21 protein-coding genes are annotated in these 26,413 nt (G+C 61.3%); 8 read left to right on the top strand and 13 right to left on the bottom strand.

Translation table 11 applies throughout. From position 1 onward, the window contains the following. The first annotated feature begins 29 nt into the window (after positions 1 to 29). From FHK92_RS11880 to FHK92_RS11890, 3 genes are all read left to right on the top strand, one after another. A complete protein-coding gene (locus FHK92_RS11880; protein ID WP_181288239.1) occupies positions 30 to 365 on the top strand; it encodes an MliC family protein in 336 nt (111 codons plus the stop codon). A gap of 275 nt (positions 366 to 640) precedes the next feature. Further along, positions 641 to 1,705, top strand: coding sequence for a class II fructose-bisphosphate aldolase (gene fba, locus FHK92_RS11885; RefSeq protein WP_003177554.1), 1,065 nt, complete (start codon positions 641 to 643; stop codon positions 1,703 to 1,705). A 193-nt stretch (positions 1,706 to 1,898) separates the two neighbouring features. Next, entirely contained in the window at positions 1,899 to 2,063 is a 165-nt protein-coding gene (locus tag FHK92_RS11890) for a hypothetical protein (RefSeq protein WP_181288285.1), read from the top strand. A 479-nt stretch (positions 2,064 to 2,542) separates the two neighbouring features. Here the strand turns inward: FHK92_RS11890 and FHK92_RS11895 are convergent, their stop codons facing one another. The 3 genes from FHK92_RS11895 to FHK92_RS11905 form a co-directional block, all read right to left on the bottom strand. Next, on the bottom strand, positions 2,543 to 2,827 hold the full coding sequence (locus FHK92_RS11895) for a fructose-bisphosphate aldolase (RefSeq protein WP_181288240.1): 285 nt from the start codon (positions 2,825 to 2,827) through the stop codon (positions 2,543 to 2,545). A 457-nt stretch (positions 2,828 to 3,284) separates the two neighbouring features. Continuing rightward, entirely contained in the window at positions 3,285 to 3,953 is a 669-nt protein-coding gene (locus FHK92_RS11900; RefSeq protein ID WP_181288241.1) for a polysaccharide lyase family 7 protein, read from the bottom strand. Positions 3,954 to 4,294: 341 nt separating this feature from the next. Beyond that, positions 4,295 to 4,966 carry a polysaccharide lyase family 7 protein gene (locus FHK92_RS11905; RefSeq protein WP_181288242.1) on the bottom strand — a complete coding sequence of 224 codons (672 nt, stop codon included), beginning with the start codon at positions 4,964 to 4,966 and terminating at the stop codon, positions 4,295 to 4,297. A gap of 325 nt (positions 4,967 to 5,291) precedes the next feature. On the opposite strand from FHK92_RS11905, the gene FHK92_RS11910 reads away from it, so the two are divergent. Genes FHK92_RS11910 through FHK92_RS11920 form a run of 3 tightly spaced genes read left to right on the top strand, consistent with a single transcriptional unit; the run spans position 5,292 to position 8,261 of the window. Continuing rightward, positions 5,292 to 7,415 (top strand): putative bifunctional diguanylate cyclase/phosphodiesterase, encoded by a 2,124-nt coding sequence (locus tag FHK92_RS11910; protein WP_181288243.1) that lies wholly within the window; start codon positions 5,292 to 5,294, stop codon positions 7,413 to 7,415. 42 nt (positions 7,416 to 7,457) lie between these two features. After that, positions 7,458 to 7,961 carry a M48 metallopeptidase family protein gene (locus tag FHK92_RS11915; protein ID WP_181288244.1) on the top strand — a complete coding sequence of 168 codons (504 nt, stop codon included), beginning with the start codon at positions 7,458 to 7,460 and terminating at the stop codon, positions 7,959 to 7,961. 3 nt (positions 7,962 to 7,964) lie between these two features. Beyond that, positions 7,965 to 8,261 (top strand): winged helix-turn-helix domain-containing protein, encoded by a 297-nt coding sequence (locus tag FHK92_RS11920; RefSeq protein ID WP_181288245.1) that lies wholly within the window; start codon positions 7,965 to 7,967, stop codon positions 8,259 to 8,261. 103 nt (positions 8,262 to 8,364) lie between these two features. Here FHK92_RS11920 and FHK92_RS11925 read toward each other — a convergent pair whose 3' ends face one another. Beyond that, complete coding sequence (locus FHK92_RS11925) at positions 8,365 to 8,817, bottom strand: GNAT family N-acetyltransferase (protein WP_181288246.1); 453 nt, start codon at positions 8,815 to 8,817, stop codon at positions 8,365 to 8,367. A gap of 260 nt (positions 8,818 to 9,077) precedes the next feature. Here FHK92_RS11925 and FHK92_RS11930 point away from each other — a divergent pair, with 260 nt between their 5' ends. Next, on the top strand, positions 9,078 to 9,815 hold the full coding sequence (locus tag FHK92_RS11930; protein ID WP_181288247.1) for a substrate-binding periplasmic protein: 738 nt from the start codon (positions 9,078 to 9,080) through the stop codon (positions 9,813 to 9,815). Between the two features lie 114 nt (positions 9,816 to 9,929). Here the strand turns inward: FHK92_RS11930 and yccS are convergent, their stop codons facing one another. The 9 genes from yccS to betI form a co-directional block, all read right to left on the bottom strand. Further along, the gene (gene yccS / locus FHK92_RS11935; RefSeq protein WP_181288248.1) at positions 9,930 to 12,113 is read right to left on the bottom strand and encodes a YccS family putative transporter; all 2,184 of its coding nucleotides are present in this window, start codon (positions 12,111 to 12,113) and stop codon (positions 9,930 to 9,932) included. A gap of 277 nt (positions 12,114 to 12,390) precedes the next feature. Further along, a complete protein-coding gene (locus FHK92_RS11940; RefSeq protein WP_181288249.1) occupies positions 12,391 to 13,569 on the bottom strand; it encodes a BaiN/RdsA family NAD(P)/FAD-dependent oxidoreductase in 1,179 nt (392 codons plus the stop codon). A 194-nt stretch (positions 13,570 to 13,763) separates the two neighbouring features. Continuing rightward, positions 13,764 to 15,101, bottom strand: a complete 1,338-nt coding sequence (dbpA, locus tag FHK92_RS11945; RefSeq protein ID WP_258232652.1) for an ATP-dependent RNA helicase DbpA — start codon at positions 15,099 to 15,101, stop codon at positions 13,764 to 13,766. Between the two features lie 338 nt (positions 15,102 to 15,439). Next, positions 15,440 to 17,014, bottom strand: coding sequence for a multidrug transporter subunit MdtD (gene mdtD, locus FHK92_RS11950; protein WP_258232648.1), 1,575 nt, complete (start codon positions 17,012 to 17,014; stop codon positions 15,440 to 15,442). Between the two features lie 93 nt (positions 17,015 to 17,107). Continuing rightward, on the bottom strand, positions 17,108 to 18,445 hold the full coding sequence (locus FHK92_RS11955) for a TldD/PmbA family protein (protein ID WP_181288251.1): 1,338 nt from the start codon (positions 18,443 to 18,445) through the stop codon (positions 17,108 to 17,110). Then, positions 18,445 to 19,887 carry a TldD/PmbA family protein gene (locus tag FHK92_RS11960; protein ID WP_181288252.1) on the bottom strand — a complete coding sequence of 481 codons (1,443 nt, stop codon included), beginning with the start codon at positions 19,885 to 19,887 and terminating at the stop codon, positions 18,445 to 18,447. Before FHK92_RS11960 ends, FHK92_RS11955 begins: the two co-directional genes overlap by 1 nt. A gap of 404 nt (positions 19,888 to 20,291) precedes the next feature. Then, positions 20,292 to 21,995, bottom strand: a complete 1,704-nt coding sequence (gene betA / locus FHK92_RS11965; protein ID WP_181288253.1) for a choline dehydrogenase — start codon at positions 21,993 to 21,995, stop codon at positions 20,292 to 20,294. A gap of 217 nt (positions 21,996 to 22,212) precedes the next feature. Further along, positions 22,213 to 23,685 carry a betaine-aldehyde dehydrogenase gene (betB, locus tag FHK92_RS11970; RefSeq protein ID WP_181288254.1) on the bottom strand — a complete coding sequence of 491 codons (1,473 nt, stop codon included), beginning with the start codon at positions 23,683 to 23,685 and terminating at the stop codon, positions 22,213 to 22,215. A gap of 79 nt (positions 23,686 to 23,764) precedes the next feature. Continuing rightward, positions 23,765 to 24,385 carry a transcriptional regulator BetI gene (betI, locus tag FHK92_RS11975; RefSeq protein WP_181288255.1) on the bottom strand — a complete coding sequence of 207 codons (621 nt, stop codon included), beginning with the start codon at positions 24,383 to 24,385 and terminating at the stop codon, positions 23,765 to 23,767. Between the two features lie 365 nt (positions 24,386 to 24,750). Between betI and FHK92_RS11980 the strand changes: the two genes are divergently transcribed. Then, a complete protein-coding gene (locus FHK92_RS11980; RefSeq protein WP_181288284.1) occupies positions 24,751 to 26,286 on the top strand; it encodes a BCCT family transporter in 1,536 nt (511 codons plus the stop codon). Positions 26,287 to 26,413: the final 127 nt, after the last annotated feature.

The raw sequence follows: 26,413 nt of genomic DNA on the forward strand, positions 1-26,413 counted from the left end.
CGGCCTGTGCCGCCCGTCGAGGAACACGGATGAAAGGCTTTGTCGCCGTCACGGCGTTGGCATTGTTGGCCGGTTGCTCGCAACTGGGTTTTTTGCAGTCGTCCGAACCCGTTGCAGAGGGCTGGACGAGTTGGACATGTGACAGCGAAGCCAAGGTGCTGTGGCGCTATGCCGATGCTGCGCGCAAGGCAGTCGATGTCCGCCTGGGCGGTGCCGAGAAGGTTTATCGGCTCAAGCTGGAGCCGGGTGCCGAAGGTTCGTTGTACAGCGATGACATGCTGGCGTTTCACATCAAGGGTGAGGAAGGCCTGGTGTATTGGGTCGCCACCAATGATCTGATTGGGCGAGGCTGCAAGGCTGAGTGACAAGATTCATCTGATTTACACAGATCCGAATAGGGAAGCAGATCCAATGTGGGAGCGAGCTTGCTCGCGATAGCGGTCCATCAGACAACAGAGATGTTGAATGTGCCGCCCTTATCGCGAGCAAGCTCGCTCCCACAGGGATCGCGTCAATTTTGGATTTAGCGATACGGAACACGCGGCCCGGGCCAACCCCCGATCCGCAATGACTTGAATAGCCGCCGCCGCTCCGGCAGGCTGGCACGATTAACGACCCTCGACCGGGAGAGAGACACACAATGGCACTTATCAGCATGCGTCAGATGCTGGACCACGCAGCCGAGTTCGGCTACGGCGTCCCAGCCTTTAACGTCAACAACCTTGAGCAGATGCGCGCCATCATGGAAGCCGCTGACAAGACTGACTCCCCGGTGATCGTCCAGGCTTCGGCCGGTGCCCGTAAATATGCCGGCGCGCCGTTCCTGCGCCACCTGATCCTGGCGGCGATCGAAGAATTCCCGCACATCCCTGTGTGCATGCACCAGGACCACGGCACCAGCCCTGACGTCTGCCAGCGCTCCATCCAACTGGGCTTCAGCTCGGTAATGATGGACGGTTCCCTGGGCGAAGACGGCAAGACCCCGACCGACTACGAATACAACGTGCGCGTTACCCAGCAGACCGTCGCCATGGCCCACGCCTGCGGCGTCTCGGTGGAAGGCGAACTGGGTTGCCTGGGCTCGCTGGAAACCGGCATGGCCGGCGAAGAAGACGGCATCGGTGCTGAAGGTGTTCTGGATCACAGCCAGATGCTGACCGACCCGGAAGAAGCCGCGGACTTCGTCAAGAAAACCCAGGTCGACGCCCTGGCCATCGCCATCGGCACCAGCCACGGCGCCTATAAGTTCACCAAGCCGCCCACCGGCGACGTGCTGGCCATCGACCGCATCAAGGAAATCCACAAGCGCATCCCCAACACCCACCTGGTGATGCACGGTTCTTCCTCGGTACCGCAGGAGTGGCTGGCGATCATCAACCAGTACGGCGGCGACATCAAGGAAACCTACGGCGTGCCGGTTGAAGAAATCGTCGAAGGTATCAAGTACGGCGTGCGCAAGGTCAACATCGACACCGACCTGCGCTTGGCTTCTACCGGTGCCATGCGTCGTCTGATGGCGACCAACCCGAGCGAGTTTGATCCGCGTAAGTTCTTTGGCGCGACTGTGACGGCGATGCGGGATGTTTGTATTGCGCGTTATGAGGCGTTTGGTACGGCGGGGAATGCTTCGAAGATCAAGCCGATCTCTTTGGAAGCTATGTATCAGCGGTACTTGAAGGGTGAGTTGAACGCTAAGGTTAATTGATGTTTTAGCGTTGTGAGAAAACCCGCAGAGATGCGGGTTTTTTTATGGGTGGGGTTTCTTGTTTTTGTGTGTATATCCGTTTTTTTTGTAACGGCTACTTATGGTTCCGCTCTTACAGCGGCTCACTTTTGAGAAGCGCAAAAGTAAGCAAAACGCTTTTGCCCCACCACTCGGTGCCTCGCTAGGGCTCGGCATGCCCTCACTCCGGCATTACTCCGTGGGCCGCCGCGAAGGGCCATCCATGGCCCAGCGCGGCTACCTCGGCATCCATGCCGAGGTGCCCACTGCGCAATGCCTGCGTTCGGCCATCGTGGTTAACGGGGCGCCCGAGATCAACGTCCACCACGAGGCGGCCTAACAGCCGACCTGGTTCTTGGTGGGAACCGCGTTTCCCTTGTGGGAGCGAGCTTGCTCGCGATGACGGCAGCAAATCCAGCCGCCACACAACTGAATGACCACCAGCAAACTGCTAGGGCCATATCACTGCCAAGGAAGATGTCGCATGTACCAACCTTATCGCGAGCAGGCTCGCTCCCACAGGGGAAACGCGGTTCCCATCAAGAGCCAGGTCGGCTACTAGGCCGCCTCGGAAAGGACGTTGATCTCGGCACACCGAGCCCAGGCGAGGTGCCGAGTGGTGGGGCAGGAGCGCTTTGGTTACTTTCGCGCTTTTCGAAAGTGACTCGCCGTAAGGGCGAAACCATAAGTGGCCGTTACAAAAAAACGGATATACACACAGATCCTGATAGCGCTGTGTCAGCCGACATCCCTATCACTGACCCTGCGCTATCGCGAGCAAGCTCGCTCCCACAGGGGGGCATCTTCCACCGGGGGGGGTTATTGGTCTTCGAGGCCGCGTTGCTCGATGACGCCGAACACGTCGGTGACGTCCTGGACGAGGATCCGGGCGACGTTGGTGAGGGTGTTGAAGTCGCCAGCAGCCGAATCGCGCAAGGTGGCGCAGGCCATGAGCGTCAGGTAGTCGAGGGTCGCATGCAGGCGTTCGCTGGCGCAGGCGTGAAGCTCTGTTAGCGGGGCGGTTTTGTCAATGAACAGCACAGGTTGTGTGGTGGCGATTGGGGTTAAGGGCGTGAAGCGGTTAATCGATTGATGCGTGGTCATAGATGAAATTCCCTGTAGAAAAAGAATTGCCACCTTTTTGCTGCGAAACAAAGTGGGTGGCAGCTACGCGCGGGTTCGCAGACCGAGAATGACCAAACCCGGCAGACCCAGAGGTCTCCCACGCGCAACCGCCATAAAATGAACGCCGGCAATTTTGCCTGAGTTTTCATTTCGCGGTGCAAAGTCATTGTTCTCTGTCGGGCTGCGAAACCCCTGCCCACCGGCCAAAGCCAGCAGACCCACCGAACTATAGAGCAGATTCCCGAGGCCAAAATCGACCCTGTAGGACGCACCGGCCCCCTGTGGCGAGGGAGCTTGCTCCCGCTCGGGGGCGCAGCCGCCGTAAAACCGGCAAATGCGGTAGGTCTGGAGGAAAGAGGGCCGCTTCGCAGCCCAGCGGGAGCAAGCTCCCTCGCCACGGGGCGTAAATTCCTACGAGATTTTCAGAAGCAGAAAATCAGGTGTTGTGATCGATATCCAGCACGCTGAACGTCACCTTCCCACCTTCGCTGGTATAGCCCGTGTTGTCCTGCACGTACACCCCGGCTTTGAAGTACAACGGCTTGTCGCGCCAGGCGGCGCCAACCGTGGTGTACCAACTGTTGCCCGCGGCGGTAATGCCCAGGTCGCCGGTCCGATCGAGATGGATCCGGTACGAAAACGACCGATTGAGCTTCACCCCCGTGGCAACGGTGATGACCCTGCCTTCGCTGTCATCGGGACGCATGCGGACCTTGGCGACAATGTTGCCGGTGGCGCTGGAGTCGCTGTATTGGTATTCCAGCTTGACCATGGGCTTGCTGCTGTCCTTGGCATGGATCTGACCAATCACGATCTTGCCGCTGCTGGGCACCTGGCTGACGACGAGGCTCGCCCGCAGCTGGTTGTCGGCGTCGGGGTAGACCCAGTTGCGCAAGGTGCCGTCCTTGTAGGTCTCGCGCAATTCGCTGCGCGGGTAAATGGCATTCTCTGTCTTGGTGCCGGTAACCGGTGACCAGAAGTACACCGTGCTGCCTGAGGAGTTGAAATACTTGTCCTGGAACCCGTCTACCAAGCGAGGGGTTTCGATGGTTTTCGGCGGGCTGCCTTCGGGAATGCTCAGGTTCCAGGTTGCAAGATCGACCATGTTCGGATCCTTTCTGAGGAGAAGAAATGATTTACGCCACAGCCGGAGGCTCTAAGACGCGCTTTTTCCGACGCCAAGAAGGGTGAGGACGAAGATTTGACACAGTCGTCCGGCGGAGGGTTGGCGTCAGCAGACCGTCAGAGTGGCGTTTGCCGGTTTTGTGCCCGATAAAAACGACCATTGGTCGATTATCTGGTTTTTTCGGGGAACCTTATGGGGTGGCCATTTGGCAGCCTTGCCGGATTCAAGACCAAAAAAAAGCACCCTGAGTCGGGTGCTTTCTAAACGGGACGGTCGATAGCAGCGTTCCGTGCTGCTGTCACAGCGCAGCGGGGCGGGAATCAAAGGGTGGTGTGTTTGATTTCCAACAGGCTGAACGTTACTTTTCCGCCTTCGGTGACATAGCCCGTGTTGTCCTGGACATAAACGCCGGCCTTGAAATACAGCGGCTTTACCTTCCAGCTCGGATCTACGGTGGTGCGCCAGTTATAGCCCGCCGCGCTGATGCCAAGTGCGCCCTTGGGGCTCAGGTGAATCATGTACGAAAAGCTGCGGTTCAGGGTCACGCCGGTTGCAATGGTAATGACCTGCCCCGTCTCGTCATCAGGACGCATGCGCACCTTGGCGACGATATTTCCCGTGGAACTGTAGGTCTTGTATTGGTATTCCAGCTTCACCATCGGGCTGGTGCTGTCCTTGGTGTGAATCTGGCCAATCACGATCTTGCCGGAGCTGGGTACCTGATTGACGGTGATGGTGGCGCGCAAGGTGTTGTCCGCCGACGGGTAAAGCCAGTTGCGCAAGGTGCCGTCGGGATAGGTTTCGCGCAGTTCGCTGCGCGGGTAAATCGCGTTGGCCGTCTTGGTGCCGGTTACCGGGGCCCAGAAGAACACGGTGCCGGTTTCGGCGTTGAAATATTGATCCTTGAACCCTTGCGCCAGGCGAGGGGTTTCGATGGTCATCGCCGGGCTGCCTTCGGGGATGCTCAAGTTCCAGGTGGTGAGATCGATCATGTTCAGGTCCTACGTATCGGGATGCAAAAAAGGGTGCGCCGTGTCGGGAGGCTTTAAACCGCCCTTTTGAAGCGTCTCGAAACGCTGGATAGGGGCTTTTCTTGTTGACCGTTCGGCGGTTGTTTGACGTCAATTGACTGTCGTGGGTGTCATTGCAGCTTTTGTGCCTGACAGGGGTGACCGTTAGTCGGCTATTTCGGGCTTTGTCTGGATGATGGCGCGATGACACCTACTGCTTTTCAAAATCCCGGTCTAGAGTGAGATCACCTGTATGTTGTCCGCCTTGCTTCATAGGCAGACATGGCGCCCCGATAAGAGAAGCAGCATGGAATGCGCGCAACCCCCGTTTGGCGAAGACAGCTCTGTCCTTTTGATTGTTGATGACTACCCCGAAAACCTGCTCAGCATGCGAGCGTTGTTGCAGCGTCAGGATTGGCAGGTGATGACCGCGTCCTCGGGGATCGAGGCGCTGAACCTGCTGCTGGAACATGACATCGACCTGGTGCTGCTGGATGTGCAGATGCCGGACATGGACGGTTTCGAAGTGGCGCGCCTGATGCGCGGCAGCCAGCGCACGCGGCTTACGCCGATCATTTTCCTCACCGCCAACGAGCAGTCCCAGGACGCCGTCATCAAGGGCTACGCCAGTGGCGCGGTGGATTACCTGTTCAAACCCTTCGATCCCCAGATCCTCAAGCCCAAGGTCCAGGCGTTGCTTGAGCATCAGCGCAACCGCCGGGCCTTGCAGCGCCTGAGCCAGGATCTCGAAGCGGCCCGGGCCTTCAATGCCTCGGTGCTGGACAACGCCGCCGAAGGGATCCTGGTGGTGGATGAGGACGGCTGCATCCGTTTCGCCAACCCTTCGACGTGCCGTCTGCTCAATGCCACCGCCGACCAGTTGCAGGGGATGCCTTTACTCGATTTCCTGCAGAAGCCTCATATTCCCGAATGGATGGATTCGGAGATCCATACCGCCTATCGGCGTGGCGAAACCTGGCGCCTGCACGATGCAGTGTTGCGCACCGCACCCGGCCAACAGGTGTCGGTGGCGCTGTCCTGTGCGCCGCTGCCTTCGGAGCAGAAGGCCATGGTGGTGACACTCCAGGACATGTCAGTGGTCCGCCATCTGCACCAGCAGTTGGAATTCCAGGCCGTTACCGATCCGCTGACCGGCTTGCTCAACCGCAGGGGGTTCTATCAGACGGCGGAAAACCTGCTGATGCGCAGCGAACGGCTGGAAAGCAACTGGGTGCTGCTGTACCTGGACCTCGATGGCTTCAAGCGCGTCAACGATTCGCTGGGCCACGATGCCGGCGATCGGGTGCTGCGCTGGGTCTCCGAACAATTGAAGGCGTGCCTGCGACCCTTCGATATTCTTGCGCGGCTCGGCGGTGATGAGTTCACGGCCCTGCTGGACCTTGAAGTGCCCGAACAGGCTGCCAAGATCGCTGAGAAACTCATTGAACGGGTTTCGATCTGCCAGCAGATCGAGGGTATGGACGTGACGCTGGGAGCCAGCATCGGCATCGCGACTTATCCGGATTGCGGCTCCAACCTCGATGGCCTGCTGCGCGCTTCCGACATCGCGATGTACGAGGCCAAGCGCGCCGGCCGCCAGCAATATCGTTTTTATGACCACGAAATGAACGGTCGAGCCCGTTCACGGCTGATGCTGGAAGAAAGCGTGCGCTCGGCCATCGAGAATCGCGACTTCAACATGGTCTACCAGCCGCAGGTCAGCATTGATGACGGACGCATTCGCGGGTTCGAGGCGCTGTTGCGTTGGCAGCACCCAAGCGTCGGCGATGTTCCGCCGGGCTTGTTCCTGCCGCTGTTGGAAGAGGCGCGGCTGATCAGCCGACTGGGCAGTTGGATCTACCACCGCAGCGCGGCCCAGCGCAAAGTCTGGGAGCGCTTGTTCGCCGAGGATCTGGTGTTGGGGGTGAGCCTGAGCAGCACCCAGTTCGGCATGCCGAACCTGGTGACCGAGTTGCGCCAGGTGCTGGAGCGCCACGCCTTGAAGCCTCGACAACTGGAGGTCGAGGTGACCGAGGATGCGCTGATGCGCAACCCGGACGAGACCCATAAGCAGCTGCGATTGCTGCGTCACCTTGGGGTGCGCGTGGCGCTGGATGACTTCGGTTCAGGGCCTTGCTCGCTGGCCCACCTGCGGGATCTGGAGCTCGATACCCTCAAGCTCGACCGGCATTTGATCGCCCGTCTGCCAGGTTCGCCCCGGGATGCCGCATTGGCCGCCTCGGTGATCGACCTGTGCAGGCAACTGGGTTTGCGAGTGATCGCCGAAGGGGTGGAGACCCGCGAGCAATATCAGTGGTTGCAGGCTCATGGTTGCGAGTTCGTGCAAGGTTTCCTCGTGGCGCGCCCCTTGATGGCGGAAGACACCAACGCCTTCGCCAAGCCATTCGACTGGAGCGCGGTCATCGCCTGAATTCGCTACACTGGCGGCCTTTTGTGATGGTGTGGCCGCCCGATGACTGCGCTCAAATACCTCCAGGCGTACCCCGCCGCCTTGCAAGCCCAGGTGCAGCAATTGATCGCCGAGGATCGGCTGGGCGATTACCTGCGCCAGCGCTATCCCGACCGGCATCCGATCCAGAGCGACAAGGCCTTGTACGCCTATGCGCTGGAACTCAAGCAGCAATACCTGCGTAACGCACCGGCCATCGACAAAGTGCTGTTCGACAATCGCCTGGACCTGACGCATCGTGCACTGGGCCTGCATACGGCCGTGTCGCGCGTGCAGGGTGGCAAGCTCAAGGCCAAGAAGGAAATCCGCATCGCATCGTTGTTCAGGGAGGCGGCGCCTGAATTTCTGAAGATGATCGTGGTTCACGAGTTGGCCCACTTCAAGGAGTCGGACCACAACAAGGCGTTCTATCAACTTTGCGAGCATATGCTGCCGGGTTATCACCAGTTGGAATTCGACCTGCGGGTGTACCTGACCTGGCGCGACCTGCAACAAGACAAGGAATGACCGATGGACGTCAGCAAGACCAAGAGCAGTTTTTACCGTCGCTTGTACGTGGCTTATTTGATCGACAGCGGCCTGGCCAGCAACGTGCCGGCCCTCACTGAAGTCACCGGCATGCCCCGGCGTACGGCTCAGGACACTGTGGCGGCGCTGGCGGACCTGGATATCCTGTGTGAGTTCGAACAAGAAGAAGGCGCGCGCAACCATGCCGGGCGATATCGGATTCGCGATTGGGGAGCGATTGATCGGAGATGGATCGAGCAGAACCTGGAGCGGATCAAGACGGTGTTGGAATATCCGTAGGAGCTGACGAGTGCAACGAGGCTGCGATCTTTCCCCAGGCAATTGAGTCTTGAGTGAAAGACCAAAGATCAAAAGATCAAAAGATCGCAGCCTGCGGCAGCTCCTACGGGCGATGCATGCCGATATGCGGAATACCATCTTCCAGATACTCGACACCCACCACTTCAAACCCATACCGTCCGTAATACCCCTGCAGATGCGCCTGGGCCGACAATGAGATCGATGCGCCGGGCCAGTGCTTCTGCGCCTGTTCGAGCGCACGCTCCATCAGCGCATGCCCCAGCCCCTGGCCACGTGCTTCTGGCGCGATGACTACCCGGCCAATCACCACGTCGCTGTTGCGCGAGTGGGGATCGAGCAAACGAAGGTAGGCGATCAGGTGATTGTCCCGCCAAGCCATCAGATGGCATGTGTCGCCTTCCAGATCGAGTCCGTCCACGTCCGGGTAGGCGCAGTTCTGCTCGACCACGAACACGTCGGCGCGCAATTTGAGGATGGCGTACAGCTGCTCCTTGCTCAGGTCGCTGTGATGTTTGCAGACCCAGTCGATGTCCATTTTTTGAATTTCCTTGAATGCCTGATGCCGATATTAGGCGTCCTCACGTCGGAAGTCTCTTTTCGATTGGTCGGAAAATCTGCGATAAAGACCAAAATGCCATCATGGATGTGTCGCGGTCTTGTCTTCTTTGTGTAATCTTCGATTCAGCCCTGCGCAGCGGTTTCGATGAGCTAACGTTAGGACCGGGACATCTCGGGATGTCCCTTGGGTTTCGGCAAAAAAACAAACCGGGCTTGAACCCGTCAAGGATGTTTGGCATGCCGCGATTGCATCGAACTCTTGCTTTGGTCGGACTGCTGTTGCTGAGCCACAGCGTCTGCGCGCAGAAGTTGCGCCTGGTGGCCGATGCCTGGCCCCCCTTCACCGATTCGACCTTGGTCAACGGCGGGCTGGCGACCGATATCGTCACGACGGCCCTGGCGCGGGCGGGCTATGCCAGCGACTTCGAGCAGGTGCCCTGGGCACGGGCGATGCTGGGCATCAGCGAAGGACGCTATGACGTGCTGATCAACGCCTGGTACGCCGAGGAGCGCACCCATGTGGGTCAGTTCTCGGCCGAGTACTTGCTCAACCGCGTGCGCTTCATCAAGCGCAAGGACGCGGACATCGAGTTCGATAATCTGCAACAGCTCTATGCCTACCCCGTCGCCGTGGTGCGTGGCTACGCCTATGCCAAGGCGTTCGACGAGGATGCGCAAATGCAGAAGGTCCCTGTGCACAACTTTGCGATGGCCGTGCGCATGCTGGCTGCCGACCGGGTGAAACTGACCCTGGAAGATGAATACGTCGCCCGTTACTACCTGGCTCGGGAATCACCGAAGGTACGCAGCGCCGTGGAGTTCCTGCCCAAGCCCTTGAGCGAAAACAGCCTGCACATATTGGTCAGCCTGAAGAATCCCGAACACGAGCAGATCGTGGCCGGGTTCGATCGCGAGATTGCGGCGATGAAGGCCGATGGGAGTTATGAGCGACTATTGAAGGCGCATGGGATGTGAAATTGCTGCGTAGCTGATGGCCCCTTCGCGAGCAGGCTCGCTCCCACAGGCAAGCGTACATTTATTGTGGGAGCGAGCCTGCTCGCGAAGGGGCCGGTGAGGCCACCGCCACACTCAGGCCTCGCTGGTGTCTTTGATCAAATGCGCCGCCAACGTGCGCAACGGCCCCAACTGACGGCAGATCAATGCCAGTTGCGTCTGCACCAACCGCTGGCCTTCGTCGATTTCATCGGGCATTTGCTCAAGCTCGCTGGCCAGGGCTTCTTCTTCGTCGCTCTGGATTGCGATGGGCTGTTTGCTCGCCAGGCCCTGGGCAATTTCATCGAGGCTGGCTGCCAGCTTCACACCCGCGCCGTCGATCAAATGCTCGCGAACGTCCGTCGGCAGTTCGGTGCCCCGGTGGGCGCCCAGGCCTGACAGGTAGCTGAGCAGCGTGTGCGACAACACCAGGAAGCGGAATCCGACGTCGGCTTCCTTCCGGAAATGCCCGGGCTCCATCAGCATGTTCGCCAGGGTGGTGGACAGCGCCGCATCGGCGTTGTGGGCGTTGCGGCGGGCCAGGCGATAGGCCAGGTCGTCACTTTTGCCGGCCGCGTATTGCTGCATGATCTGGCGCAGATAAATGCTGTTGCAGGTGAGGGTGTTGGCGAGCACTTTGTTCAGCCGTCGGCCCTGCCAGTCGGGCAGGAACAGGAACACTGCCAGGCCGGCGATCAGGCTGCCGAGCAAGGTATCGAACAGGCGTGGCAGCAGCAGGCCGTAGCCGTCGCCCACCTGGTTGAAGCAGAACAGCACCATGATGGTGATTGCCGCCGTCGCCAGGGTGTAGCGGGTGGTGCGGTTGGTAAAGAAGATGACCCCGGCGACGATGGCGAAGCACGACTGCACCAGCGGGTTGGGGAACAGATCGAACAATGCCCAGGCCACCGTCAGGCCGATCGCGGTGCCGATGATCCGCTGGCCGAGCTTGCGCCGGGTGGCGCCGTAGTTGGGTTGGCAGACGAACAGCGTGGTAAGGACGATCCAGTAGCCTTGGGACGGGTGGATCAGGTGCACCATGGCGTAGCCCACGCTCAGGGCCAACGGTAATCGCAGCGCGTGACGAAACAGCAACGAGGTGGGGGTGAGTTGGGTACGCAGGCGGAGCCAGACGTCCTTGAGGTTGCGTGGTGAGCGATCCAGGAGGCTGCTGTCGGTGGCGTCGGCCAACGCGTCGGGATTGCTCGCATCGCTGAGCAGCCGGTCCATCGTGCCAAGGTTCACCGATAATGCGCGCAGCGAACGCAGCAAGCCACGCCAGGCCGGGTTGCTCTGGATGCGCAAATGTTCGAGAGACGCGTGCAGATCGTTCAACGCTTCGGCAAAGGTGTCGTCATAGACGAACGGCTGGCGCAGCTGGATCGACTCCGCCAGGGTCTGGCAGGCCTTGCCCTGCTGGCGCAGCAGGCGTTGGCAGCGGAACAGCACGTCGCTGTGGAAAAAGGCTTCGGCCAGCGCGTTATAGGGGTAATGGGAAGAACTCGCGCGTTCGTGGATGTCCTGGGCGAGGAAATACAGCTTCAGGTAACGGCTGACTTTCGAACCGGGTCGGCCGTTGCCGACGCGGTGCAGGATGATTTCCTTGGCGCTGTTGAGCGCGGCGACGACCCGACCGTTCTGCTGGGCCAGTTCCAGGCGCCGCGCCTCGACGTCCAGTTGACGGATCGGTTCGAGCAATGACGATTTAAGCTTCAGGTAACGGCCTAATTCGCGAAATAGTCGCGCCAGGCTTTGCTGCACCGGCTGGTTGGAAAACAGCGCATGCCAGAGGACCGAGAGCAGGCCATACCACGCTGCACCGGCCACCAGCAGTGAAGGTTCGTGCCAGAAGTCAGTCACCGCGCCGCCGCGCTGGTCCACGCCGATGACGGTGTAGACCGAGAGGATCAAGGTGGCCGAGGCGATCGCGCCATAGCGCTCGCCCAAAGCGCCCAGCATGGTCAGGCCAAAGGCAGCCAGGGCCAGGGCGACAATGAACAGGACGGGGTAGGGAAACAGCAACTCCACCGACAACGCGGCAACGGTGAAGCACACCAGCGTCACGACCAGCGCGTTGAGGCGGCCTTGCCAACTGTCATCGGTCTCGGCCAGGGCGCTGGCGATGATGCCCAGGAACAGGGGGATCAGCAGGCCCATTTCATCCAGATACCAGCACAGCCCCATGCTGCCGGTCAGGGCGATGAACACCCGCACGCTATAACTGAACTTGTCCAACGCCCAAAGGCGCCGCAGGGATTGGCTAAACGAGGTCGATGACATTAAGTGCAAGGGCCTGACGGGCAATGACGCTAAATTGAGGCAGTAATGACGCCGATGCAATGGCGGCGATCACATCTGACAGCAAAAAGTGTTCCGGGGGCAAATGACGCACTTCAATCCTGTGGCGAGGGAGCTTGCTCCCGCTGGGCTGCGGAGCAGACCCTTCTTTATGCGCTGAAATTTTTCAGACAGAGCTCGATGCCCGTTTTGCGACTGCTGCGCAGTCGAGCGGGAGCAAGCTCCCTCGCCACAAGAGCAGGCTCAACATCGGTGAGGGTCAGACGTACTGCGCCGCCGCATACCCCGAAGCCCAGGCCCACTGGAAGTTGAACCCGCCCAGGTGGCCGGTGACGTCCAGCACTTCGCCAATGAAGTACAGGCCGGGGCTTTTCAACGATTCCATGGTCTTGGACGAGACTTCCCGGGTGTCGACGCCACCCAGGGTAACTTCGGCGGTACGGTAGCCTTCGGTGCCGGCCGGGACGACATTCCAGCTCGCCAGTTTCTCGGCGATGTCCGCCAGTTCGGCGTGGGTGTATTGCTTCATCGGCTTGGAGACGAACCAGGTGTCGGCCAGCAGGTTGGCCATTTTCTTGGTGAACAATTCGCCCAGTAGCGTCTTGAGCTCGCTGTTGGGCCGTTCGGCTTGTTGCTGTTGCAGCCATTGCGGCACGTCGTGATCGGGCAGCAAATTGATTTGGACCGTGTCCCCCGGCTCCCAGAAGGATGAGATCTGCAGGATCGCCGGGCCGCTCAGGCCTCGGTGGGTGAACAGGATGTTTTCGCGAAAACTCTGGTCGTTGCAGCTCACCAGGCAATCCACCGAGGTGCCCGACAGTTCGGTGCACAGGGTCTTGAGCTGATCAGTGATGGTGAACGGCACCAATCCGGCGCGGGTTGGCAGCAACTCATGGCCAAACTGCTTCGCTACCTGATAACCGAAACCGGTTGCCCCCAGGGTCGGAATCGACAGCCCGCCGGTAGCGATGACCAGGGACTGGCAGGCGAGGGCGCCAAGGGTGGTTTGCAGCTGGTAGCCACCGTCGGTTTTTTCGATCCGCTCGATTGAAGTGTCCAGGTGCAGGCTGACGCCGGCCTGGTCGCATTCTTCCAACAGCAGGCCGAGGATGTCGCTGGATTTGTTATCGCAGAATAACTGGCCGAGTTTTTTCTCGTGATAGGGCACGCCGTGCTTGGCCACCAGCGCAATAAAGTCCCACTGGGTGTAGCGGGCCAGGGCCGACTTGCAGAAGTGCGGGTTCTGCGAGAGAAAGTTGCCCGGCTCGGTGTACATGTTGGTGAAATTGCAGCGCCCGCCGCCCGACATGAGGATTTTCTTACCGGCCTTGTTGGCGTGGTCCAGCAGCATCACCTGGCGCCCGCGCGCGGCAGCGGTCAGCGCACACATCAAACCTGCGGCGCCAGCGCCAATGATCACGACTTCGGTAGAGCGCAAAACGGTGTCCTCTAAATGTCTGGGGTCTGGCAGGAGTTTGCTCTTGTGGCGAGGGAGCTTGCTCCCGCTCGAGCGCGAAGCGGTCGCAAAACCAACGAACGCGAACTGTCTGAAGAACCGCGTTTATAGCTTTCAAGGCTGCTGCGCAGCCCAGCGGGAGCAAGCTCCCTCGCCACAGAGTGAATCAACTGGAATCAGAGGATCCGCACCCGCAACGACCGACCCTTGATCTTGCCATCGTTCAAGCGTTGCAGCGCCTGCTTGGCGATGCCGCGTTCCACGGCCACGTAGGCCTGGAAATCGAAGATCGCGATCTTGCCGACCTGGGCGCCGGGGATGCCGGCCTCGCCGGTCAGGGCGCCGAGGATATCGCCGGGACGGACTTTGTCCTTGCGCCCGGCGCCGATGCACAGGGTGCTCATGGCCGGCAGCAGCGGGCCGCCGCCCTGGGACTTGAGATTGTCCAGTTGGTCCCAGCTCAGCGGCGATTTCTGCAATTCCTCGATGGCTTGGGCGCGGTGGGCTTCGGACGGCGCCACCAGGCTGATGGCGATGCCTTTCTCACCGGCGCGGCCAGTGCGGCCGACGCGGTGGATGTGGATTTCCGAATCCCGGGCCAGTTCGACGTTGATCACCATGTCCAAGGCATCGATGTCCAGGCCGCGGGCCGCCACGTCGGTGGCCACCAGCACCGAGGTGCTGCGGTTGGCGAACATTGCCAGTACCTGGTCGCGGTCGCGTTGTTCAAGGTCGCCATGCAGGCCGACGGCGGAGATGCCCTTGGCCGTCAGGTGATCGACGGTTTCCTGAACCTGCTGCTTGGTGAAGCAGAACGCCACGCAAGAGGCCGGGCGGAAATGCGCCAGCACCTTGACCACCGCGTCCATGCGTTCCTCGGGGGAAATTTCGTAGAAGCGCTGCTCGATCTGCGCGTCGGAATGGAACGCCTCGGCTTTCACTTGCTGCGGGTCACGCATGAACTTGGAGGCGAGCTGCTTGATGCCCACCGGGTAGGTGGCGGAGAACAGCAGCGTCTGGCGGCGTTCCGGGGTCTGCTGGATGATGTCTTCGATGGCGTCGTAGAAGCCCATGTCGAGCATGCGGTCGGCTTCGTCGAGGATCAGCGTGTTCAAGCCGTCGAGCACCAGCGAGCCCTTGCGCAGATGCTGCTGGATGCGTCCCGGCGTGCCGACGATGATGTGGGCGCCGTGTTCGAGGGAGGCTATCTGCGGGCCGAAGGATACGCCGCCGCACAGGGTCAGGACCTTGATGTTGTCCTCGGCGCGGGCCAGGCGGCGGATTTCCTTGGCGACCTGGTCGGCCAGCTCACGGGTCGGGCACATCACCAGGGCCTGGCAGCCGAAGTAGCGCGGGTTGATCGGGTTCAGCAGGCCGATGCCGAAGGCGGCGGTCTTGCCGCTGCCGGTCTTGGCCTGGGCGATCAGGTCCATGCCCTTGAGGATCACCGGCAAGCTTTGCGCCTGGATCGGCGTCATCTGGGCATAACCGAGTGATTCGAGGTTAGCCAGCATGGCGGCGGACAGCGGCAAAGTATTAAAAGCGGTGGCAATGGTGGTCACGGGACTGGCCTGCAAAACAAAATGTCGCGCAGTGTAGCAGCCTCGTGCCACTTTCTTCGAAAGATCTGGACGAGCTGTGAGGGCCGAACCGTAGAACTGTTTAGTCTGGAGAGAGGGTGGAACCTGTGGCGAGGGAGCTTGCTCCCGCTGGGGCGCGGAGCGGCCCCAAACCGGCCAACACGGTGCCCCTGGAAGTTCGCGTCGCCTGGATTGCGTCTGCTGCGCAGCCGAGCGGGAGCAAGCTCCCTCGCCACAAAAGCCCTGAAGCCTTAAAACCGTCCGAGTCCTATCTAATGCTCGATATGCTCATCCGGGCGTTTCACCCGTCGCCCGTCTTCGCGTGACAACTGGGAAAAGATCGTCGCCGCCAGCATCGCCATGACCCCCACCGTCACGAACGTCAACTGGAACGCGCCCAGCACGGTCTCCACCCCGTCGTTGCCCACCTGGGCGGTAAAGCCGCCAAGTAGCGCGCCAGCGCAAGCCACGCCGAGGCTCAGGGACAGTTGCGCCACCACCGACAACAGGCTGTTGCCACTGCTGGCGCTGGCATCGTCCAGGTCGATCAGGGTCACGGTGTTCATCGCGGTGAATTGTAGCGAGTTGATCGCCCCCAGCACTGCCAGATGCGCCAGCAACAGCCAGTACGGCGTCTGTTCGCTGACCAGTCCCATGCTCGCCAGCATCACGCCCAGGGCGAGGGTATTGGCGGTAAGGACAATGCGATAGCCGAAGCGCTCGATCAATGGCCGGGCGACCGATTTGGCGACCATCGCCGCGGCCGCCAGGGGCAGCATGCTCATCCCGGCCTGGGAGGGCGAATAGCCCAGGGCGACTTGCAGCAGCAGCGGTACCAGGAACGGCAGGGCACCGCTGCCCAGGCGCGCGAACAGATTGCCGAGGATACCCACGGCGAAGGTCCGGGTCTTGAACAGTGACGGTGGGAACAGCGCGTTCTCGACGTGCCCGGCCCGCAACCAATAGGCCGCCAGGCAGGCCATGCCGCCGAACAGCAGCAACATCACCCGCAGGTGCGGCAGGTGCAATTCGCCCAGGCCTTCCATGGCGATGGTGATCAGCACCATCGCCGCGCCAAACAGCAAAAAGCCCAGGCCATCGAAGCGCGTGCGCTCGCTGCCGCGCAGGTCCGGAATGAATTTCCACACGGCATAGCAGCCGACCACGCCCACCGGCAGGTTGATGATGAAGATCCAGTGCCAGGTCATGTACTCGACCATCCAACCGCCCATGGTCGGGCCGATCAGCGGGCCGAGCAGCCCGGGGATGGTGATGAAACCCATGATCCGCACCAGTTCCGAACGCGGATACGCCCGCAGCACCACCAACCTGCCCACCGGCAGCATCAACGCACCGCCCAGGCCTTGGATGACCCGGGCGCCGATCAGCATGCTCAACGAACTGGACAAGGCGCAGAGCAAGGAGCCGAAGCTGAACAGCAGGATCGCGCCGAAGAAAATCTTCTTGGTGCCGAAGCGGTCGGCGATCCAGCCTGACGCCGGGATCAACAGCGCCACGGTGAGCATGTAGGCAATGATCACGCCTTGCATGCGCAGCGGGTTTTCCGCCAGGTCACTGGCCATGGCGGGCAGGGCGGTGTTGAGGATGGTCCCGTCGAGGGACTGCATGAAGAAGGCAATCGCCACGACCCACGGGAGCCAGCGGGCGGTGACTGCATCGAGGGGAGCGCGGTTGGGCATGGGACCTCTTGTATGAAAAGTGAACAATTTCCTGTGACGAGGGATCTTGAAAAAATGAACAGTTACCAGTGGCAAGGAAGCTCTTGTGGCGAGGGAGCTTGCTCCCGCTGGGCTGCGAAGCGGCCCCAATCGACCGGCACGGTCCATCTGAAGGACCGCATCGTTTGGATTACGACTGCTGCGCAGCCGAGCGGGAGCAAGCTCCCTCGCCACTGAGGTACAAAGCCACCTTCTTTGCTGCTACAGGGTCAAGGTCAACCGCTTGACCAACGCCCCCGGCAACAACATCGAGGCCGTGGCCCGTTGGCTGTAGGTGCTGGCCGAAAGCAGAAGTTCCCGCTCCCGGGTCAGCGCTTCGAGCTGCGAGCCCAGCAGGCTGTAGACGCTGTCGTCGAAACGCATCGTGCTGACCGGTGCCTGGATCTGGCCGTTCTCGACCCAGAACGTGGCGAAGCGGGTCATGCCGGTCAGGCGCGCCGCCGGTTGGTCCGAGTAGTTCAGGTACCAAAGGTTGCTGATGTACAGGCCAGTGCCGAGTTCTTCAAGGATGTGCTTCTGCTCCAGCTGCCCGCCCTGCATGTCCAGCGCCGTAGGGTATTCGTAGCTGCTGGCACCGTTGGCGGTGAGGCCGTATTCGGCGGCGCTGCGGGAGTTGACCAGTCGAGCATTGGCTGTGCCCTTGGCAATCAGCGTCAAGTCATCGCGGGGATAACCTTCGTCGGAAAACGCCGGGCTCAAGGAGCCGCTGACCTGTTCGGTCAGCCACACGTTGGGGCTCAAGCTGGCTTCATTGGCGTAGAACTTCTGCAACGGGCTTTGCTTGCTGGCAATCGCCCGGGCCGAAAAACCGCCCCAACTGAGCATGCCCATGATCTCTTCCAGGGCGGCCGGCGCCAGATAAGCCCGATATTCGCCGGGCGGCAACGTGCGCAGCGGGCGGCCGAGAAATTCCAGTTGCTCGCGAGCCTGCTCGAAGCGTCGGGCGAATCCCTCGCTGCTCCATTCATGCCCGGCATAGCTGGCCTTCACCGCTTGGCCGTTCTCATGGAACAGGCTGAAATCGAAGTTGAAGCTGTTGGCCTGATGCCAGCCGAACGCGCCTGAAGAACTGGCGAAACCACGGCTGATGGGCCCCGCAGCATAAAATCCGACCAGATCCAGGCCCTCGGCGGCGCCGGTGATTTCAGCGATGGCCTGCTCCGTTTCGGGCAATGGATGGGCCTGTACGTTGTCGCTGTGCCAATGATTACGGTTGAGCAACAGGTAGGGATCGGCGGGCAACAGTGGCAAGGTTTCGCGCAGTTGCTGCAGCCCTTCGGCCAGTCGCTGCAGGTCGGTCTCGGTGTCACCGGACAACGTGATCTGCAAATCGGCGTGGCGGCCGTCATTGATCAATTTGAAACTGATATTGGCCTGCTGCACCTGGCCGGCCTGGCGGACCTTGCCGTGGTTGAAGCGCACGAAGGCCGACGACTCGGAGGCGTAGCCGAGGGTGAATTGTTCCGGCTCGCGCAGCGCATCGCGCAGCCAATCGACTAACGCCTTGAACGCCCCCGCTTGGTTATTCTCAGTGCTCATCAGACGTCTCCCCCAAACACATCGACATTGCTGAACACACAGGCCGGCGATGCATGGCCGACGCGGATGACCTGGTTTGGTTCGCCCTTGCCGCAGTTCGGCGTGCCCAGGACCTGGGACGTGCTGGCATCGCCTACCGCCCTCAGGCTCTTCCAGAATTGCGCGGAGATGCCCCGGTAGTTGGGGTTCTTCACCACGCCCTTGAGCTCGCCGTTCTCGATCAACTGGCCCCATTCGCAGCCGAACTGGAACTTGTTGCGGGCGTCATCGATGGACCAGGAACGGTTGGTGCGCATCAGCACGCCGTGCTCGATGCCCTGGATCAATTGCTCCAGGGATTGGTCGCCGGGTTCGATGTTCAGGTTCGCCATGCGGTCGATGGGCGGCCGGTTCCAGCCGCAGGCGCGGCTGTTGGCGACACCGTCGAGGCCTGCGCGAAATTGCGAGAGTGCCCCGCCCAGTGGGCGCAACAACAGGCCTTCGCGAATCAGGAACTGCTTGCTGGCGGCGCTGCCGTCGTCGTCGTGGCTGTAGCTCGCCAGTTCTTCGGGGATGTCCGGGTCGAAGGTCACGTTCAACAGGCTGGAGCCATATTGCAATTGGCCGAAATCGCTGGTCTTGACGAAGCTGGTCCCGGCGTAATTGCGTTCATCCCCGAGGATGCGATCCAGCTCCAGCGGATGGCCGATGGACTCGTGAATCTGCAGCATCATCTGGTCGGGCATCAGCAGCAGGTCGCGTGGGCCTTGGGGTGTGTTGGGCGCCATGAGCAATTGCAGGGCCTGGTCGGCAATCCTCGGGCCGGCCCCGATCAGGCCGCAACGGCTGATCACATCGAAGCCGCCTTGCTGGCCGAAATTTTCCCGGCCCAGGGTGCGGGTCTGGCTGTCGTGGCCGTCGAAGGCGGTAACGTCGAGAGCCGGATAGATGAAGCGCTGGGCCTGGCGCAGTTCGGCACCGGCACTGTTGAGGTAGATCTGCTCGACCTGGGTCAGGCCGATGCTCGCCTGCCAGTTCACCAGGCGCTCATCCGCAGGCACGGCGGCCGATTCGTCGCCGAGCAGTTGGTAGCAATCGCTCAGTGGAGGGAAAGCCTGGTCGAAGTGCGGCGAGAAGTAGTCAGCGCGGTCGCTGGACACCGCTTGCTCGCGCAGGTCGAGCAGGGCATGGGGCTTGAGTTGGCGAGCGTGTCGTTCGGCGCGGTCCAGCGCCGCTTGCAGGCCGGCCTGGGACAGATCATTGGTGGCCGCATAGGCCTCGACGCCGTTGACCCGCACGGTGAGCATCGCACCTTCATCACGGTTGAGGCTGGGCGGTTCGGCGACGTTCTTGCGCACCGACAGGTGCTGACCGGACTCACGGACATAACGCAGGGAAAAGAATTCAGCGCCCGTGCGCAAGGCAGCAAACCGCTGCTTGAGCTGGGGATGGAAGTCGAACATGAAACCTCCTTGTCTGGAGTGGCGATGCAGCGAGGTGCGGCGCATTGACGCGGTGGCTCTAGAGTAGGCCTGCGGCGGGGGAGGGATCAAGGCAGATGGGAGTTTTGCGCTGTCAGGTTGGACGCCTTCGTCGGATCGCCGCCCGGAGCAGGCTCGCTCTCACAATGGATATTTGGCGGTCACGAAATCTATGTTCACCCAGAGCCCATGTGGGAGCGAGCTTGCTCGCGATGGCGGTGTGGCAGTCAACGAAGATGTTGAATGGGCCGGCCCCATCGCGAGCAAGCTCGCTCCCACAATGGGATCTTCAGCGGTCACAAAATCTGTGTCCACCACTAAACCCCTGTGGGAGCGAGCCTGCTCCGGGCGGCGATCCGACGAAGGCCGCGCCGCGGTACTGAGTTTTACTGTGCAGCCGTCGCCACTTCACGCAACGGCTTGCCCCGCACCGGTGCATCGCCGGCTACGTAGTAAGGGGCTGTGCTGCGCGGCAGCGGCTTGCGGCCACGGATCTTGTCGGCGATTTTCTCGGCCATCATGATCGTCGGCGCGTTCAGGTTGCCGGTGGTGATGATCGGCATGATCGAGGCGTCGACCACGCGCAAGCCTTCCATGCCATGCACGCGGCCTTCGCCGTCCACCACGGCCATGTCGTCGGTGCCCATCTTGCACGAGCAGGACGGGTGGAACGCGGTTTCGGCGTGCTCGCGGATGAACTGGTCGAGTTGCTCGTCGGTCTGCACGTCGATGCCCGGGCTGATCTCGCGACCACGGAAGGCGTCGAGCGCCGGTTGCTGCATGATCTCGCGGGTCAGGCGGATGCCGTCGCGAAATTCCTGCCAGTCCTGCTCGGTCGCCATGTAGTTGAACAGGATGCTCGGGTGCTGGCGCGGGTCCTTGGACTTGGCCTGGATCCGACCACGGCTCGGCGAGCGCATGGAGCCCATGTGCGCCTGGAAACCATGCTCCTTCACACCGTTGCTGCCGTTGTAGTTAATCGCCACCGGCAGGAAGTGGTACTGGATGTTCGGCCATTCGAAATCCGGGCGTGTGCGGATGAAACCGCCGGCTTCGAACTGGTTGCTGGCGCCGATGCCGGTGCCGTTGAACAGCCACTCGGCGCCGATGGCCGGCTGGTTGTACCAGAGCAGCGACGGGTACAGCGAGACCGGCTGCGTGCAAGCGTATTGCAGGTACAGCTCCAGGTGATCCTGCAGGTTTTCGCCGACGCCTGGCAGGTCGTGGACCACCGGGATGTCGAGACTCTTCAGCAGCTTGGCCGGGCCGACACCGGAGCGTTGCAGGATCTGCGGCGAGGCGATGGCGCCGGAGCACAGCAGCACTTCCTTGCGGGCACGGGCTTCGACGCGCTCTTCAGCGGCGCCCACCAGGTAGCGCACGCCGACCGCGCGCTTGCCTTCGAACAGGATCTTGTCGGTCAGGGCGTGGGTGACGATGGTCAGTGTCGAGCGCTTCTTGGCGACGTCCAGGTAACCGCGCGCGGTGCTGGCGCGACGGCCGTTGGGCGTGACGGTACGGTCCATCGGGCCGAAACCTTCCTGCTGGTAACCATTGAGGTCCTCGGTGCGCGGGTAACCGGCCTGCACGCCGGCTTCGACCATGGCGTGGAACAGCGGGTTGTTGCCGGCCTTGGGGGTGGTCACGCTGACCGGGCCTTCGCCGCCGTGGTAATCGTTCGGGCCGATGTCGCGGGTTTCGGCCTTGCGGAAATACGGCAGGCAATCGAGGTAGGTCCAATCTTCCAGGCCGGGTAGCTTGGCCCAGTTGTCGTAGTCCAGGGCGTTGCCGCGGATGTAGCACATACCGTTGATCAGCGAAGAACCGCCCAGGCCCTTGCCGCGACCGCACTCCATGCGACGGCCGTTCATGTGCGGCTCCGGATCGGTCTCGTAGGCCCAGTTGTAGCGACGACCCTGGAGAGGGAATGCCAGGGCGGCGGGCATCTGGGTACGGAAGTCGAGGCGATAATCCGGGCCGCCGGCTTCGAGCAGCAGGACGGTGACGCCTTCGTCTTCGGTCAGGCGGGTGGCCAAGGTGTTACCGGCCGAGCCGGCACCGATGATGATGTAATCGAATTCTTGGGACATGAAATGCACCCTCTTTTTGAGTTGGGTTCAGGTCAGGCTGCCGAGTGCCACGTTTCCCGTGGCGAGGGAGCTTGCTCCCGCTCGGCTGCGCAGCAGTCGCAAAAAGGGCGACCGTGTTCTGTCTGGAAAACTTGGGGGGCTGAAGTGGGGCCGCTTCGCGGCCCAGCGGGAGCAAGCTCCCTCGCCACAGAAGCCTCACCTCAGGTGCCGTGTCCGATCAGAACACCGACGTGTAGTCGCCCATTTCGACCTGTACCGACTTGATGCGGGTGAAGTTGTTCAGCGAGCTGATGCCGTTCTCCCGGCCCACGCCCGATTGCTTGTAGCCACCGACCGGCATTTCCGCCGCCGATTCGCCCCAGGCGTTGATCCAGCAGATGCCCGCTTCGAGCTGGTGGATCACGCGGTGGGCGCGGTTGAGGTCGCGGGTCACGACGCCAGCGGCCAGGCCGAAGTCGGTGTTGTTGGCGCGGCGGATCACTTCTTCTTCGGTTTCATAGGTGAGGATGCTCATCACCGGGCCGAAGATTTCTTCGCGCACGATGGTCATTTCATCGGTGCAGTCGGTGAACACGGTCGGCGCGACGAACGCGCCCTTGGCGAATTCGCCTTCCGTCAGGCGACCGCCGCCGCACAGCAGGCGCGCGCCTTCGGCCTTGCCCTTCTCGATGTAGCCCAGCACGCTTTCCATGTGGGCGAAGCTCACCAGCGGGCCGAAATTAGTGTTTTCGTCTTCCGGGTTGCCGACGCGAATGCGCGCCACGCGCTCGACGATCTTGGCTTCGAAGGCCGCCTTCAGGTGGCTCGGCACGAACACGCGGGTGCCGTTGGTGCAGACCTGGCCGGAGCTGTAGAAGTTGGCCATCATCGCGGTGTCGGCGGCGCGGTCCAGGTCAGCGTCGTCGAAGATGATCAGCGGCGACTTGCCGCCCAGTTCCATGGTCACGTCCTTGAGCGAAGAACTCGAAGCGCTGGCCATGACCTTCTTGCCGGTGTCGGTGCCGCCGGTGAAGGAGATTTTCTCGATGCGCGGATGTTCGGTCAGCCAGGTGCCGACTTCGCGGCCGCTGCCGGTCAGCACGTTGAACACGCCCGCTGGAACGCCGGCCTCGGTGTAGATCTCGGCCAGTTTCAGGGTGGTCAGCGAGGTGACTTCGCTGGGCTTGAAGATCATCGCGTTACCGGCGGCCAGGGCCGGGGCGGATTTCCACAGGGCGATCTGGATCGGGTAGTTCCAGGCGCCGATACCGGCGACCACGCCCAGGGGCTCGCGACGGGTGTAGACGAAGGAAGTGGTGCGCAGCGGAACCTGCTCGCCTTCGATGGCCGGCACCAGGCCTGCGTAATATTCCAGCACGTCGGCGCCGGTGACGATGTCGACGTATTTGGTTTCGGAGAACGATTTGCCGGTGTCCAGGGTTTCCAGGGCGGCCAGCTCATCGTTGCGCTCGCGCAGGATGTCCACGGCGCGGCGCAGGATGCGCGAGCGCTGCATGGCGGTCATGGCCGCCCAGACTTTCTGGCCTTTTTCGGCGCTGACCACGGCACGCTCGACGTCTTCTTTCGTCGCGCGCTGCACCAGGGCGAGAACTTCACCGTTGGCCGGGTTGATGGCTTCGAAGGTGGCGTCGCCGCTGGCATCGCTGTACGCGCCATCGATGTAGAGTTTTTGCAGTTCGAAACGGGCCATAAAGTCCTCGCAAGTGCATAAGTGGTTGGCTGAGCACCGAGCGTGTCGTTCATAGCTGACTACGCGCTGCGGTGGCGGTTCAGGTGTCGAGCGATTCTGTGTGCTCTGGCGTTCCTGACTTGGCCAGTTGGAAATCCATGTATTCGTAAGCGATCTGGTGTGCCTGGGCGGTATCGAACGCGTCTCCCGACAGCGCCCCGCGCAGCCACAAACCGTCAATCAGCGCGGCCAGGCCCCGTGCCGCGCTACGCGCCTGGTCAACAGGCAAGACGCGGCGGAACTGGCAACACAGGTTGGAATACAGACGGTGATCGTTGATCCGCTGCAACCTGTGCAAAGACGGGTGGTGCATGCTGGTGGCCCAGAAGGCCAGCCAGGTTTTCATTGCCGGGCCGTTGACCTGGCTGGCGTCGAAGTTGCCTTCGATGATCACCTTCAGGTGAGCTCGCGGGCTCGAGTCCGTCAGCGCTTGGCGACGCGCGGTGACGTTCTCGCTCAGCACAGTCATCAGGTACTGGGCCGTCGCTGCGATCAGGCCATTCTTGTCCTGAAAGTAGTGACTGATGATGCCGTTCGAAACACCGGCCAAACGGGCGATCAGCGCAATGCTGGCGTCCCCCATTCCGACCTGATCGACCGCTTGCAACGTGGCTTCGATCAACTGCTGGCGGCGGATGGGTTGCATACCGACCTTGGGCATCTGCAAATCTCCTTAGGCCATCGGACGGACGAGTTCGGTCCGCCTTCATGAGGGCCAGTCTATTTTGTTTTGATTGAACGTTCAATCAACAAAGAATAAGCTCTGCGACAATTCGTCGCGATTTACCGAAAATTCCTACGCGTAAATGGCGCGAATGAGAGGCATCAAGGGGCCCAAGACCCGCGCATGACGGGGGCGAGGGCTCCAAGGGTGTCTTTATAACACCCGCCGGTCGGCTGCCCACTCACCGATTGGTCGGGTATCGCGTTGCCTTGTCCTTCTCTCGCACTGCCTGGAGCATCCGTGCAATGAGTTCTGCCTTGCTAATAAAGACCCCACCGCAAAAGGTGACGGTCAACGGTTGGGTGTTCTACACCTCCACCGCGCTGATCCTGCTGCTCACCGCCATATTGATCATTGCGCCACAAGAGGCAGGCCGATTGCTCGGCATTGCCCAGGCGTGGCTGTCCCGCAGCTTCGGCTGGTACTACATGGTGGTGATCGCCGCCTACCTGGTGTTCGTGGTTGGCCTGGCGCTTTCCTCCTACGGCAAGCTCAAGCTGGGCAGCAAGCACGACACGCCGGACTTCAGCTACGGCGCCTGGGCCGGGATGCTGTTTTCGTCGGGCATCGGCATTTCCCTGCTGTACTTCGGTGCGTCCGAGCCGCTCGACCATTACTTCAACCCGCCTGAGGGCGTGGCCGGCAGCCAGATGGCCGCGCGCCAGGCCGTGCAGCTGACGTTCTTGCACTGGGGCCTGCATGGCTGGGCGATCTATGCCTTGGTGGGCTTGGCCGTGGCGTATTTCGCCTACCGGCATAACCAGCCGCTGGCATTGCGCTCGGCCTTGTATCCATTGGTGGGCGAGCGCTGGGTCAAGGGCGCGGCCGGTCACGCGGTGGACGGGTTTGGCATGTTCGTCACGTTGCTGGGGCTGGTGACCAACCTGGGGATCGGCTCGCTGCAAGTCGCGTCCGGGCTGGAAAACCTCTTCGGCATCGAGCACAGCAACACCAACCTGCTGATCGTGATCATCGTGATGAGCACCGTGGCGACCATCGCCGCCGTGTCCGGCGTGGAAAACGGTATCCGCCGGCTGTCCAACCTGAACATTGTGTTGTTCAGCGGCTTGCTGATCTTCGTGTTGTTGTTCGGTCCGACCCTGCACCTGCTCAACGGTTTCGTGCAGAACGTCGGTGACTACCTCAACGGCGTGATTCTCAAGACGTTCGATCTGTATGTATATGTCGACGACAGCGCCAAATCTGACCGCTGGCTGGGGCTGTGGACCCTGTTCTACTGGGCCTGGTGGATCTCCTGGGCGCCTTTCGTCGGCATGTTCATCGCGCGGATTTCCCGTGGCCGTACCGTGCGCGAGCTGGTGGCGGGCGTATTGCTGATTCCGCTGGGCTTTACGTTGGCGTGGCTGTCGATCTTCGGTAACTCGGCCCTGGACCTGGTGATGAACCAAGGGGCGGTGGAGCTGGGAAAGACGGCGCTGACACAGCCGTCCATGTCGATCTATCAATTGCTGGAGTTTTACCCGGCCTCGAAAGTCGTGATCGGCGTGTCGATCTTCGTCGGTTTCGTGTTGTTCCTGACCCCGGCCGACTCCGGCGCGGTGATGATGGCGAACCTTTCATGCAAGGGCGGCAGCGTCGACGAAGATGCGCCGCATTGGTTGCGGATTTTCTGGTCCGTGGTCATCACGCTGGTGACCGTTGGCCTGTTGTTCGCCGGTAACTTCGAGGCGATGCAAACCATGGTGGTGCTGGCCGGATTGCCGTTCTCGGTGGTGTTGGTGGTCTTCATGTTCGGGCTGCACAAGGCCATGCGCCAGGATGTGCAGGCTGAGCAGGAACGGGCGGAGTTGGCGGCGCTGGGTCGGGTCTTTAGCTGACCGCATTTGATAGTTGCGAACACTATTGTGGCGAGGGAGCTTGCTCCCGCTGGGACGGTCCGACGCTTCGGGCGAAGCAACCCCAAAATTTGACCCCGCGGGGTTTCAGATAGAACAGTGAACCAGG

Origin of the sequence: Pseudomonas brassicacearum subsp. neoaurantiaca (genome assembly GCF_013608025.1) — a bacterium.
In the GTDB taxonomy this organism is placed as follows: Bacteria; Pseudomonadota; Gammaproteobacteria; order Pseudomonadales; family Pseudomonadaceae; genus Aquipseudomonas.